We start from the raw sequence: 14,670 nt of genomic DNA on the forward strand, positions 1-14,670 counted from the left end.
GTCGGAGCACCTCGCCGAGGCACACCGTTGGAACACCTCGCCGAGGCGCGTCCTCAGGACAGGCGGAGTGGTACGTCCTGGGTCGCGTCGATCGTGCCGGTCGAGGCGGTGACCTGGACCGGCGGGCCGGTCCGGTCGCCCTTGGTCGCGGTGAACTCGTAGCGACCGGCGGGCAGGTTCCACTCGTAGCGGCCGTCGGGACCGGAGATCACGGCCAACTCCGGTACCGGCTGGGGCGGGTCGTCGACGGACTTCGGCTGCACGAGCGCCCCCTCGACGGGCCGGCCGGCGTCGTCCACCACCGTGCCGGTGATGGCGACCTGGGCGGACGGGGTCCGCGGGGACCCGCCGTCGGACGAGGACGTGCCCGCTTCACCGCCGCACCCGCCCAGCACCAGGAGGCCCACCAGCAGCACTGCCTTGACGTGTCCCATTGCTCTGCTCCCTTCGGTTCCGTGCCCAGGACGGAACCGGGGGTGCGGTGGGTTGGCTCGGCGCCGGACCGGTCGGCTCAGCGCCAGCCGGCGATCAGGGTGAACCGGCTCTCGGTGATGCGCGGTCCGCTGTTGTGGCCGTCGGCGCCGGTGCCGTAGGCGTGGACCGCCAGCGAGCACTGGCCGGAGCAGCCCGAGGAGCCCGGCGCCCGGACGGTGTAGACCGCGCTGCCGCTGTTGCCGCCGACGGTGTCGTTGTCGTAGCGCAGCCGCAGGCTGTCGCTGACGCGGACCTGGTCGCTGTGGGTCCACTGCTGCTGGGCCTTGTCGCCGCCGTAGCCCTGGATGGTGGTGGACGTGCCGTTCAGCGAGGCGGTGGTCCAGTAGGCGCCGTACCAGCCGACGGTGTTGCCGATGGTGCAGTCGAGGGTGGCGGCGCCGTAGTCGGCGTCGGCGCTGCCGTCGACGGTCCAGCCGGTGTTCGACCGGAGGGTGGTCGCGGAACAGCCGCCGTACGGGCGGCTGCCGGTGCCGTTGGCGCCGGGGTAGAACCGGAGCTGCCCGGTGTACCAGCCGCTGGTCTGGTTGTAGACGCAGTGGCCGGCGGTCACGACCAGGTCGTCGCTGAACATCCAGCCGGTGCAGTGCTGGTTCTCCACGCCGTTCACGGTCCGGGTGATGAGGACCGTGGCGCGGGCCGGGAAGCCGGTGGTCGGGTTGACCCGGGTCCGGTTGTCGTCACCGATGATGGATTGGGTGCCGAAGTCGTCGCCGGTGGGCGACCGGTAGCCCTGGATGCGGTGGCCGGCGGGGACGGCGCGGGCGCCGTCCTTCACGGCGTCCCTGGTCGAGCCCGTGCCCCGGTAGCTGTCGATGCCGCGCAGCCCACTGGGCGCGGTCGCCGACAGGGTGACGCCCCCGGTGTCGCTGACCGCGTGCTCGGCGGACCTGGCGGGGCCCGCCGGGGCGGGTGCGGCCGATGCCGCCGGCGCCAGGATCGACGCGGTCAGCAGCGCGCCGGACGCGAGCGTCGCGATGCGCAGGACTGATCTGGTGGTCTTCACTGGGTCTCCTCTGCGGAGTGGGTGCCAACGGCGTGCTGGAGGGGGCCGCGGGCCGTCCCGATACCTCGGTGAAGGAAATTTGCGCTGCTCGGCAGCACGGGATGAGCGCATTGGCGGACCGCGCGGTCAGCCGTTGACGAGCCGGGTCGTCGAGCGGCTCAGACCGCTTGGTCCAGGTGCGCGATCATGGTCGGCAGCGGGTGCGGGTGCTCCGCGCTACTCGCCCACGAGCTGTTCGCGCAGGATGTCGGCGTGCCCGCAGTGCTGGGCGAGTTCGCGCAGCACGTGGAGGTACACCCAGCGCAGCGGGAGCGGGCCGCGGCGGTTGCCGTGGACCACGTCGTCCAGCCCGAGGGACGCGGTCGCGCGGCGTGATGCCCGACAGGCGTCCCGGTGTGCTCGCCGGACGGTGGCGATGGTGTCGTCCTCGTCGAGGACGAACGACTCGTGCGGTGTCGCGGGGATGCCGATCTCGGCGCGGGACCGGCGGGTGACGGCTTCGTCGAACCAGACCCTCTCGACGAAGGTCGCGTGCTTCACCAGGCCCAGCAGCGTGGTCCGGGAGGGCACCAGCGACCGGCGCGCCTGCTCCTCGGTCAGCCCGTCCAGGCACCTGTTGAGCGCACCGCGGTGCTCGTCGAGGAATGCCTCGAACTGGACCCGGACCTGCTGGTCGATGACGTCTTCGGCGGACACGACCGGGAACGTGGACATGTGCGCGAGCATCTCAAGGCCCGACCGGGGGCATCAAGCGCGCGTCGTTCGGATGAGGCGCGGACCGGTGCGGAGCAATTCGGGCGGCGGCGGCGGGAACCGAACTCGAACCCGGAACGCCGCGCCCCCCGATCGCCGGGCTCGACCGCGAAAAAAAAAATCGCCCCCGACGCCGTTGTCGGGGGCGATCGGTGGTGCCGGGACACCTACACCACGGCGAGCGGGAGCTGGTTGGGGATCACCGGCGACGGCAGGTCGGACGAACCCGTCAGGTAGGTGTCCACCGCGTTGGCCACCGAGCGGCCCTCCGCGATCGCCCACACCACCAGGGACGCGCCCCGGTGGGCGTCACCGCACACGAACACGCCGGGGGCCTGCGTCTGCCAGTCCGAACCGCACGAGATGGTGCCGCGCGAGGTCAGCCGGAGGCCGAGGCCGTCGAGCAGGGGCATGTGCTCCACGCCCTCGAAGCCGATGGCGAGCAGCACCAGGTCGGCCGGGAGGAGCTCCACCTCCTCCGTCACCGGCACCACCACGCGCCGGCCCGAGGCGTCGCGCTCCACCCGCACCTTGCGCAGCTTGATCTGCCGCACGTGGCCCGCCTCGTCGCCGACGAACTCCTCCACGGCCACGGCGAACCGCCGCTCCCCCGCCTCCTCGTGCGCGGGGTAGGTGCGCAGGACCCACGGCCACACCGGCCACGGCGAGCGCTCGTCGTCGCGCTTGGCGGGGGGCGTGGGGTACTGGTCGAGCTGCACGATCGACGCCGCGCCCTGGCGCACCGCCGTGCCGTAGCAGTCGGCGCCGGTGTCGCCGCCGCCGATGACGACGACGTGCCTGCCGGCCGCGTCGATCGCCGGCGCGCCGTCGCCCTCGCAGGCGCGGTTGGCGGGCACCAGGTGGTCCATGGCCAGGTGGACGCCGTCGAGGTCGCGGCCCGGGGTGGTCCGGTCGTCCCGGCCCCGCAGGGCGCCCACGGCCAGCACCACGGCGTCGAACCGCTCGCGCAGCTGCTCCACGGTGACGTCCACGCCGACCTCGCAGCCGGTGACGAACCTGGTGCCCTCGTTGCGGAGCTGCGCCAGCCTCCGGTCGAGGACCTTCTTCTCCATCTTGAACTCGGGGATGCCGTAGCGCAGCAGCCCGCCGAGCCGGTCGTCCCGCTCGAAGACGGTGACCTCGTGGCCGGCGCGGGTCAGCTGCTGGGCCGCGGCCAGGCCGGCCGGGCCGGAGCCGACGACCGCGACCTTCCGGCCCGAGGACACGTGGGCCCGGGTGGGCCGCACGAGCCCCTGCTCCCAGGACACGTCCGCGATGGTCTGCTCCACGCGCTTGATGGCCACCGGGCCGCCGGCGTCGTGGCTGATCGACAGCACGCACGCCGCCTCGCACGGCGCGGGGCACAGCCGCCCGGTGAACTCCGGGAAGTTGTTCGTCGCGTGCAGCCGGTCGGAGGCCAGCTCCCAGTCGCCGCGGCGGACCAGGTCGTTCCACTCCGGGATGAGGTTGCCCAGGGGGCAGCCGGCCGACCCGGAGTGGCAGAACGGGATGCCGCAGTCCATGCAGCGGGCCGCCTGGGTGCGCACCTGCTGGTCGCGCGCCTCGGCGCCGGGGTCGAGGTAGACCTCGTGCCAGTCGGCCGCCCGGTCGGCGACCGGGCGCTTCTTCGCGTCCTGGCGGGGGTGCTTGAGGAAACCGTACGGGTCAGCCACGGGAAGCCTCCATGATCGCCTGGTCGACGTCCCTGCCCTCCGCGCGGGCGAGCCTCATCGCCTCGAGCACGCGCTGGTAGTCACCGGGCATGACCTTGGTGAACGCGGCGGACCGCCGGGGCCAGTCGCCGAGCAGCGACGCGGCCACGGTGGATCCGGTGAGCTTGTGGTGCTTCTCCACCACGTCGCGCAGCCGGCGGAGGTCGTCCCCGTTCGGCCGCTGGAGCTCGACCATGGCGGTGTTGACCGCCGCCGGGTCGAGGTCGAGCACGTACGCGATGCCGCCGGACATGCCCGCGGCCAGGTTCCGGCCGGTCGGCCCGAGCACCACGGCCCGGCCGCCGGTCATGTACTCGAACGCGTGGTCGCCCACGCCCTCGGCCACCGCGAGCGCGCCGGAGTTGCGCACGCAGAACCGCTCGCCGACGCGACCGCGCAGGAAGATCTCGCCGGACGTGGCGCCGTAGCCGATCACGTTGCCCGCGATGACCTGCTGCTCGGCGGCGAACGGCGCGTCCGGGTGGGGCCGGACCACGACCCGGCCGCCGGACAGGCCCTTGCCGACGTAGTCGTTGGCGTCGCCGATCATCTCCAGCGTGATGCCGCGCGGCACGAACGCGCCCAGCGACTGGCCGGCCGAGCCGGTGAACGTCACGTGGATCGTGTCGTCCGGCAGGCCGTCACCGCCGAACCGGCGGGTCACCTCCGCGCCGAGCAGCGTGCCGACGGTGCGGTTGACGTTGCGCAGCGGCAGCTCCAGCCGCACCGGGTGGGCGTCCTCCAGGGCCGCCTCGGCGAGCTGGATCAGCGTGCGGTCCAGGGCCTGCGCGAGGCCGTGGTCCTGCTCGCGGACCTTGCGCTTGGCCGTCCGGTAGGGCGTCCGCGGCACCGCGAACACCGGCGTCAGGTCCAGGCCCGACGCCTTCCAGTGCTCGACGGCCGCGTCGGTCTCCAGCAGCTCGGCGTGGCCCACGGCCTCGTCGACGGTGCGGAAGCCCAGCTCGGCCAGCAGCTCGCGGACCTCCTGCGCGACGAAGTGGAAGAAGTTGACCACGTGGTCGACCTGGCCGGTGAAGCGCTTGCGCAGCTCCGGGTTCTGGGTGGCGATGCCGACCGGGCAGGTGTCCAGGTGGCAGACCCGCATCATCACGCAGCCCTCGACGATGAGCGGCGCGGTGGCGAAGCCGAACTCCTCGGCGCCCAGCAGCGCCGCGACCACGACGTCCCGGCCGGTGCGCATGGCGCCGTCCACCTGCACGGTGATCCGGTCGCGCAGGCCGTTGAGCAGCAGCGTCTGCTGGGTCTCGGCCAGGCCGACCTCCCACGGCGTGCCGGCGTGCTTGAGCGAGTTGAGCGGGGACGCGCCGGTGCCGCCGTCGTGGCCGGAGATCAGCACGACGTCCGCGTGGGCCTTGGCCACGCCCGCCGCGACCGTGCCGACGCCGAGCTCGCTGACCAGCTTGACGTGCACGCGGGCCTGCTCGTTGGCGTTCTTCAGGTCGTGGATGAGCTGCGCCAGGTCCTCGATCGAGTAGATGTCGTGGTGCGGCGGCGGCGAGATCAGGCCCACGCCGGGCGTGGAGTGCCGGGTGCGCGCGATCCACGGGTACACCTTGTACCCGGGCAGCTGGCCGCCCTCGCCGGGCTTCGCGCCCTGCGCCATCTTGATCTGGATGTCGCTGGCGTTGACCAGGTACTCGCTGGTCACGCCGAACCGGCCGGACGCGACCTGCTTGACCGCGCTGCGCCGCTCCGGGTCGTACAGGCGCTCCGGGTCCTCGCCGCCCTCGCCGCTGTTGGACCGGCCGCCGAGCCGGTTCATCGCGATGGCCAGCGTCTCGTGCGCCTCGGCCGAGATCGAGCCGTAGGACATGGCACCGGTGTTGAAGCGCTTGACGATCGAGGAGACGGGCTCGACCTCCTCGATGGGCACCGGCGCGCGGCCGGTGGTCCTGAGGGTGAACAGGCCGCGCAGCGTGCCGCCCTGGCGGGCGAGCGCCTCCACCTCCTCGGTGTAGCGGCGGTAGACGTCCTCCTTGCCCGTCCTGGTGGCGTGCTGGAGCAGGAACACCGTCTCGGGCGTGAACAGGTGCAGCTCGCCCTCGCGGCGGTAGGCGTACTCGCCGCCCACCTCCAGCCGGCGGTGCACGCGCGCGGCCGGGTTGTCCGGGTAGGCGCGGCGGTGGCGCAGGGCCACCTCCTCGGCCAGCACGTCCAGGCCCGCGCCGCCGAGCTTGGACACCGTGCCGGTGAAGTACTCGGCCAGCAGGTCCTTGGACAGCCCCACGGCCTCGAAGACCTGGGCGGCGGTGTACGCGCCGACGGTGGAGATGCCCATCTTGGACATGATCTTCAGGGTGCCCTTGACCAGGGCCGTCACGTAGTTCCGGACCGCCTTGCGCGGCTCGATGCCGGTGATGGCGCCCTGGTTGATCAGGTCCTCGATGGTCTCGAAGGCCAGGTACGGGTTCACCGCGGCGGCGCCGTAGCCGAGCAGCGCGGCGATGTGGTGCACCTCGCGGGCGTCGCCGGTCTCCACGACCAGCGCCACGCGCAGGCGCTCCTTGGTGCGCACCAGGTGGTGGTGCACCGCGGAGACCAGCAGCAGCGACGGGATCGGCGCCATCCGGTGGTCGGAGTCGCGGTCGGAGAGCACCAGGGTGCGGGCGCCGTTCGCGATGGCCTCGGACGCCTCGCGGCGCACCCGCTCGACGGCCGCCTCCAGCGCGGGGCCGCCACCGTCCACCTCGTACAGTCCGGACAGGACGGTGCAGGCGAAGCCCGGCAGGTCGCCGTCGTCGTTGATGTGGATGAGCTTGGCCAGCTCGTCGTTGTCGATGACCGGGTAGGTGAGCTTGATGTGGCGGCAGCTCGCCGCGCTCGGCTCCAGCAGGTTCTGCTCGGGGCCCATCACCCGGGAGACGCTGGTGACGATCTCCTCGCGGATCGCGTCCAGCGGCGGGTTGGTGACCTGGGCGAAGCTCTGCGCGAAGTAGTCGTAGAGCAGGCGGGAGCGCTGGGACAGCGCGGCCACCGGGGTGTCGGTGCCCATCGAGCCCAGGGGCTCGGCGCCGTTGACCGCCATCGGGCCGAGCAGGACCCGCAGCTCCTCCTCGGTGTAGCCGAAGGTGAGCTGGCGGCGGACCACGGAGTCGTGGCTCTGCACGACGTGCTCGCGGTCGGCCAGGTCGTCCAGCTCCAGCAGGCCCGCGTGCAGCCACTCGTCGTAGGGCAGCTCGCCGGCCAGCTGCGACTTGACCTCGTCGTCGTCGACCAGGCGGCCCTGCGCGGTGTCGACCAGGAACATCTTGCCGGGCTGGAGGCGGCCCTTGGCGACCACCTGCTCCGGGGCGACGTCCAGCACGCCGGTCTCGCTGGCCAGCACCACGCGGCCGTCGGCGGTCTGCCACCAGCGGGCCGGGCGCAGGCCGTTGCGGTCGAGCACCGCGCCGACCAGGGTGCCGTCGGTGAAGGTGACGCAGGCCGGACCGTCCCACGGCTCCATCAGGCTGGCGTGGAACTCGTAGAACGCGCGGCGCGCGGGGTCCATCGAGGCGTGGTTCTCCCACGCCTCGGGGATCATCATCAGCACCGCGTGGGGCAGGCTGCGGCCGCCGAGGTGCAGCAGCTCCAGCACCTCGTCGAAGCTCGCCGAGTCCGATCCGTCCTGGTCGCAGATCGGGTAGAGCCTGGTCAGGTCGCCGGGGATGACGTCGGAGGCCAGCAGCGCCTCGCGGGCGCGCATCCGGTTGCGGTTGCCGCGGACGGTGTTGATCTCGCCGTTGTGCGCCACGTACCGGAAGGGGTGGGCGAGCGGCCACGACGGGAAGGTGTTGGTGGAGAAGCGCGAGTGCACCAGGGCGATGGCGCTGGCCAGGCGCTCGTCGCGCAGGTCCGGGAAGAACGCGGGCAGCTGGCCCGTGGTCAGCATCCCCTTGTAGACCAGGGTGCGGGCGGACAGCGACGGGAAGTAGGTGCCGACGCCGGCGGCTTCGGACTCGTGCTCGACCCGCTTGCGCAGGGCGAAGGTGAGGCGGTCCAGCTCGACGCCCCGCCGGTCGGCCTCGGCGCGCACCACGACCATGGCGAAGTGCGGCATCACGGAGCGGGCGGTGGGGCCCACGTCGGCGTGGTCGGGGTCGGTGGGCACGTCGCGCCAGCCCAGGACCTCCAGGCCCTCCTCGGCGGCGATCCGGCCGGTCAGCTCGACCGCCCTGGCGCGCTCCCCCTCGTCGGCGGGCAGGAACGCGATGCCCGCGGCGTAGGCGCCCGCCTCGGGCAGGTCGAAGCCCACCACCTCCCGGAGGAAGGCGTCGGGCGTCTGGAGCAGGATGCCCGCTCCGTCGCCGCTGGTCGGCTCGGCGCCCGCCGCGCCGCGGTGCTCCAGGTTGGCCAGCGCGGTGAGCGCGTCGACGACGATGTCGTGCGACCGGCGGCCCCGGATGTCGGCGACCATCGCCACACCGCAGGCGTCGCGCTCGGCGGTGGGGTCGTAGAGCCCCTGCGGGGACGGGATGGCGGAGAAGATCACTGCGCAGACCTCCTTCGTCGTCCTGGCTGACGAACTAGTCCTCGTGTCCAGGTCCTGGGAATCCGGGTGCTGGGCACGGGACGACGATGGCCCGCGTGTTGACGCGACTTTAACAGTCGTGAAACCGAACCACACCACCACTACTGTGATCTCGGTCATCAACGTGTAACGATTCGACCCCGCGGAGCGACAGTGGGGCCGGCGTTGTTACGCGTTGTTAAGCATACGCCCCGCCCCTCCTCCCGAGGGCTTCGCTGAGACCCTCCTGACACGGCTCCGCACCCGTTCGGGTACCCCCGGGCGCGTCCGGCACAACGCGCCTGAGCGGCCCCGACGGGCGTGCGGCGAGCGGACGCACCGGGACCGCCGTTCGGCCCCGGTGCGTCCCGACCCCGGCGCCTAGCGGTGGCCGGCGGCGGCGGGCTCGCGGTCGGCGGACCCGTCGTCGTCACCGTGCTGGCGGTCCATCAGGGCGTCCACGTCGACCTCGGTGGGGTTGTCCAGGACCCGCCTGAGCTGGTCGCGGTCGAGCTGGCCCTGCCAGCGGGCCACGACCAGGGCGCCCACGCCGTTGCCGATGACGTTGGTGATGGCCCGCGCCTCGGACATGAACCGGTCGATGCCCACGATCAGGGCGATGCCGACCGCCGGGATGGCGCTGTTCGCCTCGAACGCGCTGAGCGAGGCCGCCAGCGTGACCAGGCCGGCCCCGGTGACGCCCGCCGCGCCCTTGCTGGCCAGCAGCATGAACAGCAGCAGGCCGATCTGGGTGCCCAGCGAGACGTCGTGGCCGGTGGCCTGGGCGATGAAGATGGCGCCCATGGTCAGGTAGATGCAGGTGCCGTCCAGGTTGAACGAGTAGCCGGTCGGGATGGTGAGGCCGACCACGGACTTGTCCGCGCCCGCGGCCTCCAGCTTGACCAGCATCCGGGGCAGCACCGACTCGCTGGACGAGGTGCCCAGCACGATCAGCAGCTCGTCCTTGATGTAGCGGAGGAACTTGAAGATCGAGAACCCGGCGTAGAGGGCCACGCCGCCGAGCACGACCAGGACGAACAGCAGGCACGTGGCGTAGAACGACCCCATCAGCCAGGCGAGCTTGCCCAGGATCGTGCCGCCGAACTTGCCGATCGTGTAGGCGATGCCGCCGAACGCGCCGATCGGCGCCGCGTACATGACGATCTTGATGACGCCGAACATCACCTTGGCGACGGTGTCCAGGGCCTGCACGACCCGCTCGCCGCGCTTGCCCATGCCGGCCACGGCCACCGCGACCAGGACCGCGACCACCAGCACCTGGATCAGCTGCCCGTCGGTGAACGCGCCGAGGAACGACTTGGGCACCAGGCCGAGGATGAAGCCGGTGATGCCGGTCTCGGCGGTCTTGGCGTCCTCCAGGGTGCCGGAGGCCGCGTCCTCGTCGATCGGGATGGGCGGCCCGTGGTGGCCGGGCTGCACCACGTTGACCACGAGCAGGCCGATGGCCAGCGCGACCGTGGTCATCGCGGTGAAGTACAGGATGGTCCGCAGCGCCAGGCCGCCGGCCTTGGCCAGGTTGCCCAGGCCCGCGATGCCGACGACGATCGTGCAGAAGATGGTCGGGGCGATGACGACCTTGACCAGGGCGACGAAGAAGTCGGCCAGCCACTTCATGCCGGACGCCTGGGCGGGGAAGGCGTACCCGACCACGATGCCGAGCACGATCGACACCAGGACCCAGAAGTACAGGTGCCGGTAGATCGGTTTGCGCTCACGGGCTTGCGCGCTGACCACGTCTCCTCCAGGGGCTTCGGCGCTCGGGTCTGGTGGGTGATCCTGGGCACAGGCCGCGCCCGGGACAAGGAGCCCACCGGAAACTTCAGGTCCCCCTGACGTAACGCGCCGTTCACCCACCGGTGGGACTAGTCTGCGGGCGTGCGGGTCCCCCGGCGCTCGGTGCTGCTCGCCGCCCTCGCGGCGGGGGTGCCCGGCTGCACGTCCACCGACGCGCCGGCCCTCGACGAGCTGGTGCTGGCGACCGGCCCGGACGGCGCGGTGTTCCAGGAGGTGGGCGGCGCGCTCGCGGCGGCCCTGGCCGACCGGCTGCCGTCGACGCGGGTCCGGGCCCGGCCGACCGCAGCGTCGGTGGAGAACGTCCGGCTGCTGCGCGAGGGCGAGGTCCACCTGGGACTGTCTTCTTTGGACCCGCTGGAGGGGGCGCCGCTCAGCGCCGAGGACGCGGGCGGCATCAGCGCCGTCGGCCGGCTCTACGACAGCTTCCTCCAGGTGGCCGTGCCCGCCTCGTCGCCGGTGCGCTCGCTGGCGGACCTGGCCGGGCGGCCGGTGTCGTTCGGGCCGGTGGGCTCGGGCTCGGAGTTCACCGGCTCCCGCCTGCTCGACCTGCTGGGCATCCGGGTGGACGCGCGGAACATGGCGCACAGCGAGGCCGCCCGCCGGCTGGCCGCCGGGGAGGTCGACGCCCTGCTGGCGCTGACCGGCATCCCCACCCCGGCCATCGACGACGTGCTGCGCGCGGTCCCGGTGCGCCTGCTCAACCTGCCCGACGAGGCCGTGCGGCTGGCCGAGGCGTACCCGGGCCCGTACGTGCCGGCCACCATCCCGGCCACCACCTACGGCGACCTGGGGCCGTGCCGGACCTTCGCCGTGCCCAACCTGCTGCTGGCGCGGACTTCGCTGGACGACGACCTGGTGGAGCTGGTGACGCGGACGGTGTTCACCGAGTCCGGGCGCATCGCGGCCGGGCACCCGGAGGCGAGCCGGATCAACGTGCGCACCGGGATCGCGACCGGGAAGGTGCCGCTGCACCACGGGGCGGCGCGCTGGTTCCGGGCGACCAAGCGGTAGTTCCCCGCCGGGCGGTGGACCCACGCCACGCGGTCGTCCCGCGCCACGCGGTCGTCCCGCTCCGGGCGGTGGAGCGCTCCCGGTGCCCTCCCCTACCGACCGGCGGCACCGAGCCGGACCACGGCGTCCACACCGTGCGGTCCGGTCGGGCGCAGCACCAGTTCGCCGCCCGCCGAGGCGACCAGTTCAGCGCAGATCGACAGGCCCAGACCGGTGCCCGCGACGTTCTGGTGCCTCGGTGCGCGCCAGAAGCGGCCGAGGGCGGCGGCGCGCTCGTCGGCGGTCAGGCCCGTGCCGTCGTCGGTGACGTGCAGTTCGGTGTGGTCGCCGGTCCGCTCGGCCCACAGCCGGATGGTCGTCGCGCCGGACAGGCGGACCGCGTTGCCGACCAGTTCGTCCAGCACGCTGCCCAGGCCGCCGGGCGGGGCCAGCACCCGCAGGCCGGGCGGGACGTCCACCACCAGCCGGACCCGCCCCGCCAGGGCCCGCCACCCCGGGACGTGCGTGGCCAGCAGGCTGTCGACGTCGACCGGTTCGGCGGCCGACGCGCTGTCCAGGCGGGTGGCGGCCAGCAGGGCGTCCAGCACGCGGCCCATCTCCTCGGCCTCGTCGGCGGCGATGCGCTGCGCCTCGCGGCCCGCCTCGTCGGTGAGGTGCGGTGCCAGGTTGTCCACCGCCAGGCGGAGGCTGGCCAGGGGGTTGCGCAGCTGGTGGGAGGCGTCGGCGACGAACGCCCGCTGGCGGCGCAGGGCCCGGCCGACCACGTCCACCATGGCGTTGAAGCTGGCCGCCAGGCGGCGCAGCTCCGGCGGGCCGCCCACCTCGTCGGCCCGCGCGTCCAGCTCGCCGCCCGCGACCGCGGCCGTGGCCTCGTCGAGCCTGCGGACCGGGCGCAGCACCCAGCGCGACATGGGCCAGGCCACCGCCACCACCGCGAGCATCGGCACCAGGCCGATCAGGGCCAGCACGCCCCACTGGCGCAGGATCGCCGCCCGCAGCCCCTCCGTGGGCGAGACGGTCACCACCGCCGCCACCACCTCGCTGTCCCGGCCCACCGGCTCGACCACGACCAGGTCCACCCGCTCCCACGGCCAGATGAACTGCTCGGCCTCGCCCCGGTAACCGCTGAACGCGGCCTCCAGGCCGGTGGCCACGTGCGGGTCGCCGGCCCGGTCGAACCCCTGCCGGGACGAGGCGACGACGTCGCCGTCCGCGCCGATCAGGGCGGCCTCGATGCCGTAGAGCTGGTCGTAGCGGATCAGCTCGTCGCGCAGCGCGGTCAGCCGGTCGGAGGCCAGGGCGTTCTCGGCCAGCGAGGCGAAGCGGCTCGCGTCGCCCAGGCGGTCGAGGTAGGTCTCCTGGCTCTCGCGCTGCGCCACCGCGAACGCCAGCGGCACGCCCAGCGCCGCCACCAGGGCCACCAGCAGCGGCACGATCAGGACGAGCAGGCGGCGCAGCACGCGGGCAACCTCCCTGGGGTGAGGCGCGTCATACCTCCCGGGGGGCCGCGTGGCCCCGAGGAGGGGGAAACGGGATGTTACGCAAAGTCGCCGTCGTGCTCGCGGCGGTCGTGGCCGCCGCCGTGCCCGTGGCGGTCGTCGCCCCGGCGGTCGCCTCGGCCGCGGTGTGCGAGACCGGGTGGGGCAGCGGGGCCAAGTCGCAGTGGCCGACCGGGCAGGGCACGCTGACGGACATCCGGTCGGGACAGCACGAGTGCTACGACCGGCTGGTGTTCGACTTCGGCGGGGTGAACGACGGCTACTGGGTGGAGTACGTCGACGAGGTCCTCCAGGAGGGCTCGGGCAAGCCGGTGCCGCTGCGCGGCGACGGCAAGCTCCGGGTCACGGTCGCCTCGCCCGCGTACGACAGCGGCGGCCCGACCTACGTGCCCGCGAACCGGTCGGAGCTGGTGGACGTGACCGGCTACGCCACGTTCCGGCAGGTCGCGTGGGCCGGGTCGTTCGAGGGGCAGACCACGGTGGGGCTGGGCGTGCGGGCGGTGCTGCCGTTCCGCGTGTTCACGCTGCCCGGCCGGGTCGTGGTGGACGTCGCCCACACCTGGTGACGCCCCGGATCGGGTGAACTCCCCGATCGGCACCCCCAACCGGGTGATGCGTGTCACAATCCACACTGCGGGCAGGGGAGCCCGCGTCAGGGGGAACTCACATGTTGCGCACGATCTCGGCGGTGCTGTCGGCGGTGCTCGGGCTGGTGCTGGTCGCACCCGCGGCCCCGGCGGCCCCGGCGGCCTGCGCGCCGGTCGACTGGGGCTCCGGCGACAAGTACCTGTACGAGGGTCACGCCCCGTACCTGACCGACATCCGGGCCGGCCGGCACGAGTGCTACGACCGGCTGGTGTTCGACATCGCCGGCACGCCCGGCGGGTACAGCGCGAGGTACGTCCCGGAGATCACCCACGACGCCTCGGGCGAGCCGATCCCGGTGCGGGGTGGCGGGAAGATCCAGGTCACCACCTACTCGCCGGCCTACGACGAGAACTTCGACCCGACCTACGAGTACGACGACCCGATGGAGCTGGTGGACGTGACCGGCTACACCACGTTCCGGCAGGTCGTGTGGGCCGGGTCGTGGGAGGGCACCACGACCGTGGGCATGGGGGTGCGGGCCCGGCTGCCGTTCCGCGTGCTCGTGCTGACCGACCGCCTCGTGGTGGACGTCGCCCACACCTGGTGACGCCGGTTCAGGCGTGGGCTGCCACCCGGTAGCCCACGCCCCGGATCGTCTCGATCCGCAGCGCGCCGCCGAGCTTGCCGCGCAGCGCCGCGATGTGGGTGTCGAGCGTGCGCGACGGGGCCTCCCAGTGCGCCTGCCACACCTGGTCCACGATCAGGTCGCGGCTGACCACCGTGCCCGCCCGCGCCACCAGCAGGGCGAGCAGGTCGAACTCCTTGCGGGTCAGCGGCACCGGCTCGCCGTCGATCCGGGCCTCCCGGCCGGCCGGGTCCAGGGTCAGCGGGCCCAGCGTGACCTCGTGCTCGCGCTCGGCCGCCCGCGCCGCGCGGGTGCGGCGCAGGACCGCCTCGATGCGCGCCAGCAGCTCCGCCGTGCCGAACGGCTTGACCACGTAGTCGTCCGCGCCCAGGCGCAGGCCCAGCACGCGTTCCCGCTCCTCGCCGCGCGCGGTGACCGTGATGATCGCCGTGCCGGTGCGGCGGCGCAGCTCGCGCAGCACGTCCAGGCCGTCGCCGTCGGGCAGGCCCAGGTCCAGCAGCACGACGTCCGCCGGTTGGGCCGTCAGCGCCGCGGCGGCCGTGGCGACCCGGTGCACCTCGTAGCCCGCGTGGCGCAGGGCGGTGAGCAGGCCGCGCGCCACCCGGTCGTCGTCCTCGACGACGAGGATGCGCATACCC

Annotated in this window: 11 protein-coding genes; 3 read left to right on the forward strand and 8 right to left on the reverse strand. The window is 73.2% G+C overall.

The genetic code is table 11. From position 1 onward, the window contains the following. Nucleotides 1–53: 53 nt before the first annotated feature. The 6 genes from Q5530_RS18735 to dctA all read right to left on the reverse strand — a co-directional run bounded on the left by Q5530_RS18735 (nt 54) and on the right by dctA (nt 10,228). Nucleotides 54–434 (reverse strand): carboxypeptidase-like regulatory domain-containing protein, encoded by a 381-nt coding sequence (locus Q5530_RS18735; RefSeq protein WP_415363884.1) that lies wholly within the window; start codon nt 432–434, stop codon nt 54–56. A gap of 77 nt (nt 435–511) precedes the next feature. Then, nucleotides 512–1,498 carry a trypsin-like serine peptidase gene (locus Q5530_RS18740; RefSeq protein WP_415363885.1) on the reverse strand — a complete coding sequence of 329 codons (987 nt, stop codon included), beginning with the start codon at nt 1,496–1,498 and terminating at the stop codon, nt 512–514. Between the two features lie 216 nt (nt 1,499–1,714). After that, on the reverse strand, nt 1,715–2,212 hold the full coding sequence (locus tag Q5530_RS18745; RefSeq protein WP_415363887.1) for a DinB family protein: 498 nt from the start codon (nt 2,210–2,212) through the stop codon (nt 1,715–1,717). A gap of 206 nt (nt 2,213–2,418) precedes the next feature. Beyond that, nucleotides 2,419–3,924, reverse strand: a complete 1,506-nt coding sequence (locus tag Q5530_RS18750; protein ID WP_415363889.1) for a glutamate synthase subunit beta — start codon at nt 3,922–3,924, stop codon at nt 2,419–2,421. After that, on the reverse strand, nt 3,917–8,455 hold the full coding sequence (gene gltB, locus Q5530_RS18755; protein WP_415363891.1) for a glutamate synthase large subunit: 4,539 nt from the start codon (nt 8,453–8,455) through the stop codon (nt 3,917–3,919). The genes Q5530_RS18750 and gltB overlap by 8 nt, the downstream gene beginning before the upstream one ends. A gap of 399 nt (nt 8,456–8,854) precedes the next feature. Next, the gene (dctA, locus tag Q5530_RS18760) at nt 8,855–10,228 is read right to left on the reverse strand and encodes a C4-dicarboxylate transporter DctA (RefSeq protein ID WP_415363893.1); all 1,374 of its coding nucleotides are present in this window, start codon (nt 10,226–10,228) and stop codon (nt 8,855–8,857) included. 141 nt (nt 10,229–10,369) lie between these two features. Between dctA and Q5530_RS18765 the strand changes: the two genes are divergently transcribed. Then, the gene (locus Q5530_RS18765) at nt 10,370–11,299 is read left to right on the forward strand and encodes a TAXI family TRAP transporter solute-binding subunit (protein ID WP_415363894.1); all 930 of its coding nucleotides are present in this window, start codon (nt 10,370–10,372) and stop codon (nt 11,297–11,299) included. A gap of 92 nt (nt 11,300–11,391) precedes the next feature. Here Q5530_RS18765 and Q5530_RS18770 read toward each other — a convergent pair whose 3' ends face one another. Then, nucleotides 11,392–12,759 (reverse strand): ATP-binding protein, encoded by a 1,368-nt coding sequence (locus Q5530_RS18770; protein WP_380633923.1) that lies wholly within the window; start codon nt 12,757–12,759, stop codon nt 11,392–11,394. Between the two features lie 74 nt (nt 12,760–12,833). On the opposite strand from Q5530_RS18770, the gene Q5530_RS18775 reads away from it, so the two are divergent. Both Q5530_RS18775 and Q5530_RS18780 read left to right on the forward strand, forming a co-directional pair. Further along, the gene (locus tag Q5530_RS18775; protein ID WP_415363896.1) at nt 12,834–13,364 is read left to right on the forward strand and encodes a hypothetical protein; all 531 of its coding nucleotides are present in this window, start codon (nt 12,834–12,836) and stop codon (nt 13,362–13,364) included. Nucleotides 13,365–13,465: 101 nt separating this feature from the next. Further along, on the forward strand, nt 13,466–13,993 hold the full coding sequence (locus tag Q5530_RS18780; RefSeq protein WP_415363898.1) for a hypothetical protein: 528 nt from the start codon (nt 13,466–13,468) through the stop codon (nt 13,991–13,993). Between the two features lie 7 nt (nt 13,994–14,000). Here Q5530_RS18780 and Q5530_RS18785 read toward each other — a convergent pair whose 3' ends face one another. After that, nucleotides 14,001–14,666 (reverse strand): response regulator transcription factor, encoded by a 666-nt coding sequence (locus Q5530_RS18785; protein ID WP_415363900.1) that lies wholly within the window; start codon nt 14,664–14,666, stop codon nt 14,001–14,003. Nucleotides 14,667–14,670: the final 4 nt, after the last annotated feature.

The organism is Saccharothrix sp. BKS2 (assembly GCF_047689505.1).
Taxonomy (GTDB): domain Bacteria; phylum Actinomycetota; class Actinomycetes; order Mycobacteriales; family Pseudonocardiaceae; genus Actinosynnema; species Actinosynnema lopnurensis.

Bases quoted from the DNA above. Each gene is read 5' to 3' on its own strand.
- Q5530_RS18780 (WP_415363898.1), top strand. From the start codon at position 13,466: ATGTTGCGCACGATCTCGGCGGTGCTGTCGGCGGTGCTCGGGCTGGTG.
- Q5530_RS18775 (WP_415363896.1), top strand. From the start codon at position 12,834: ATGTTACGCAAAGTCGCCGTCGTGCTCGCGGCGGTCGTGGCCGCCGCC.
- Q5530_RS18735 (WP_415363884.1), bottom strand. From the start codon at position 434: ATGGGACACGTCAAGGCAGTGCTGCTGGTGGGCCTCCTGGTGCTGGGC.
- Q5530_RS18745 (WP_415363887.1), bottom strand. From the start codon at position 2,212: ATGTCCACGTTCCCGGTCGTGTCCGCCGAAGACGTCATCGACCAGCAG.
- Q5530_RS18785 (WP_415363900.1), bottom strand. From the start codon at position 14,666: ATGCGCATCCTCGTCGTCGAGGACGACGACCGGGTGGCGCGCGGCCTG.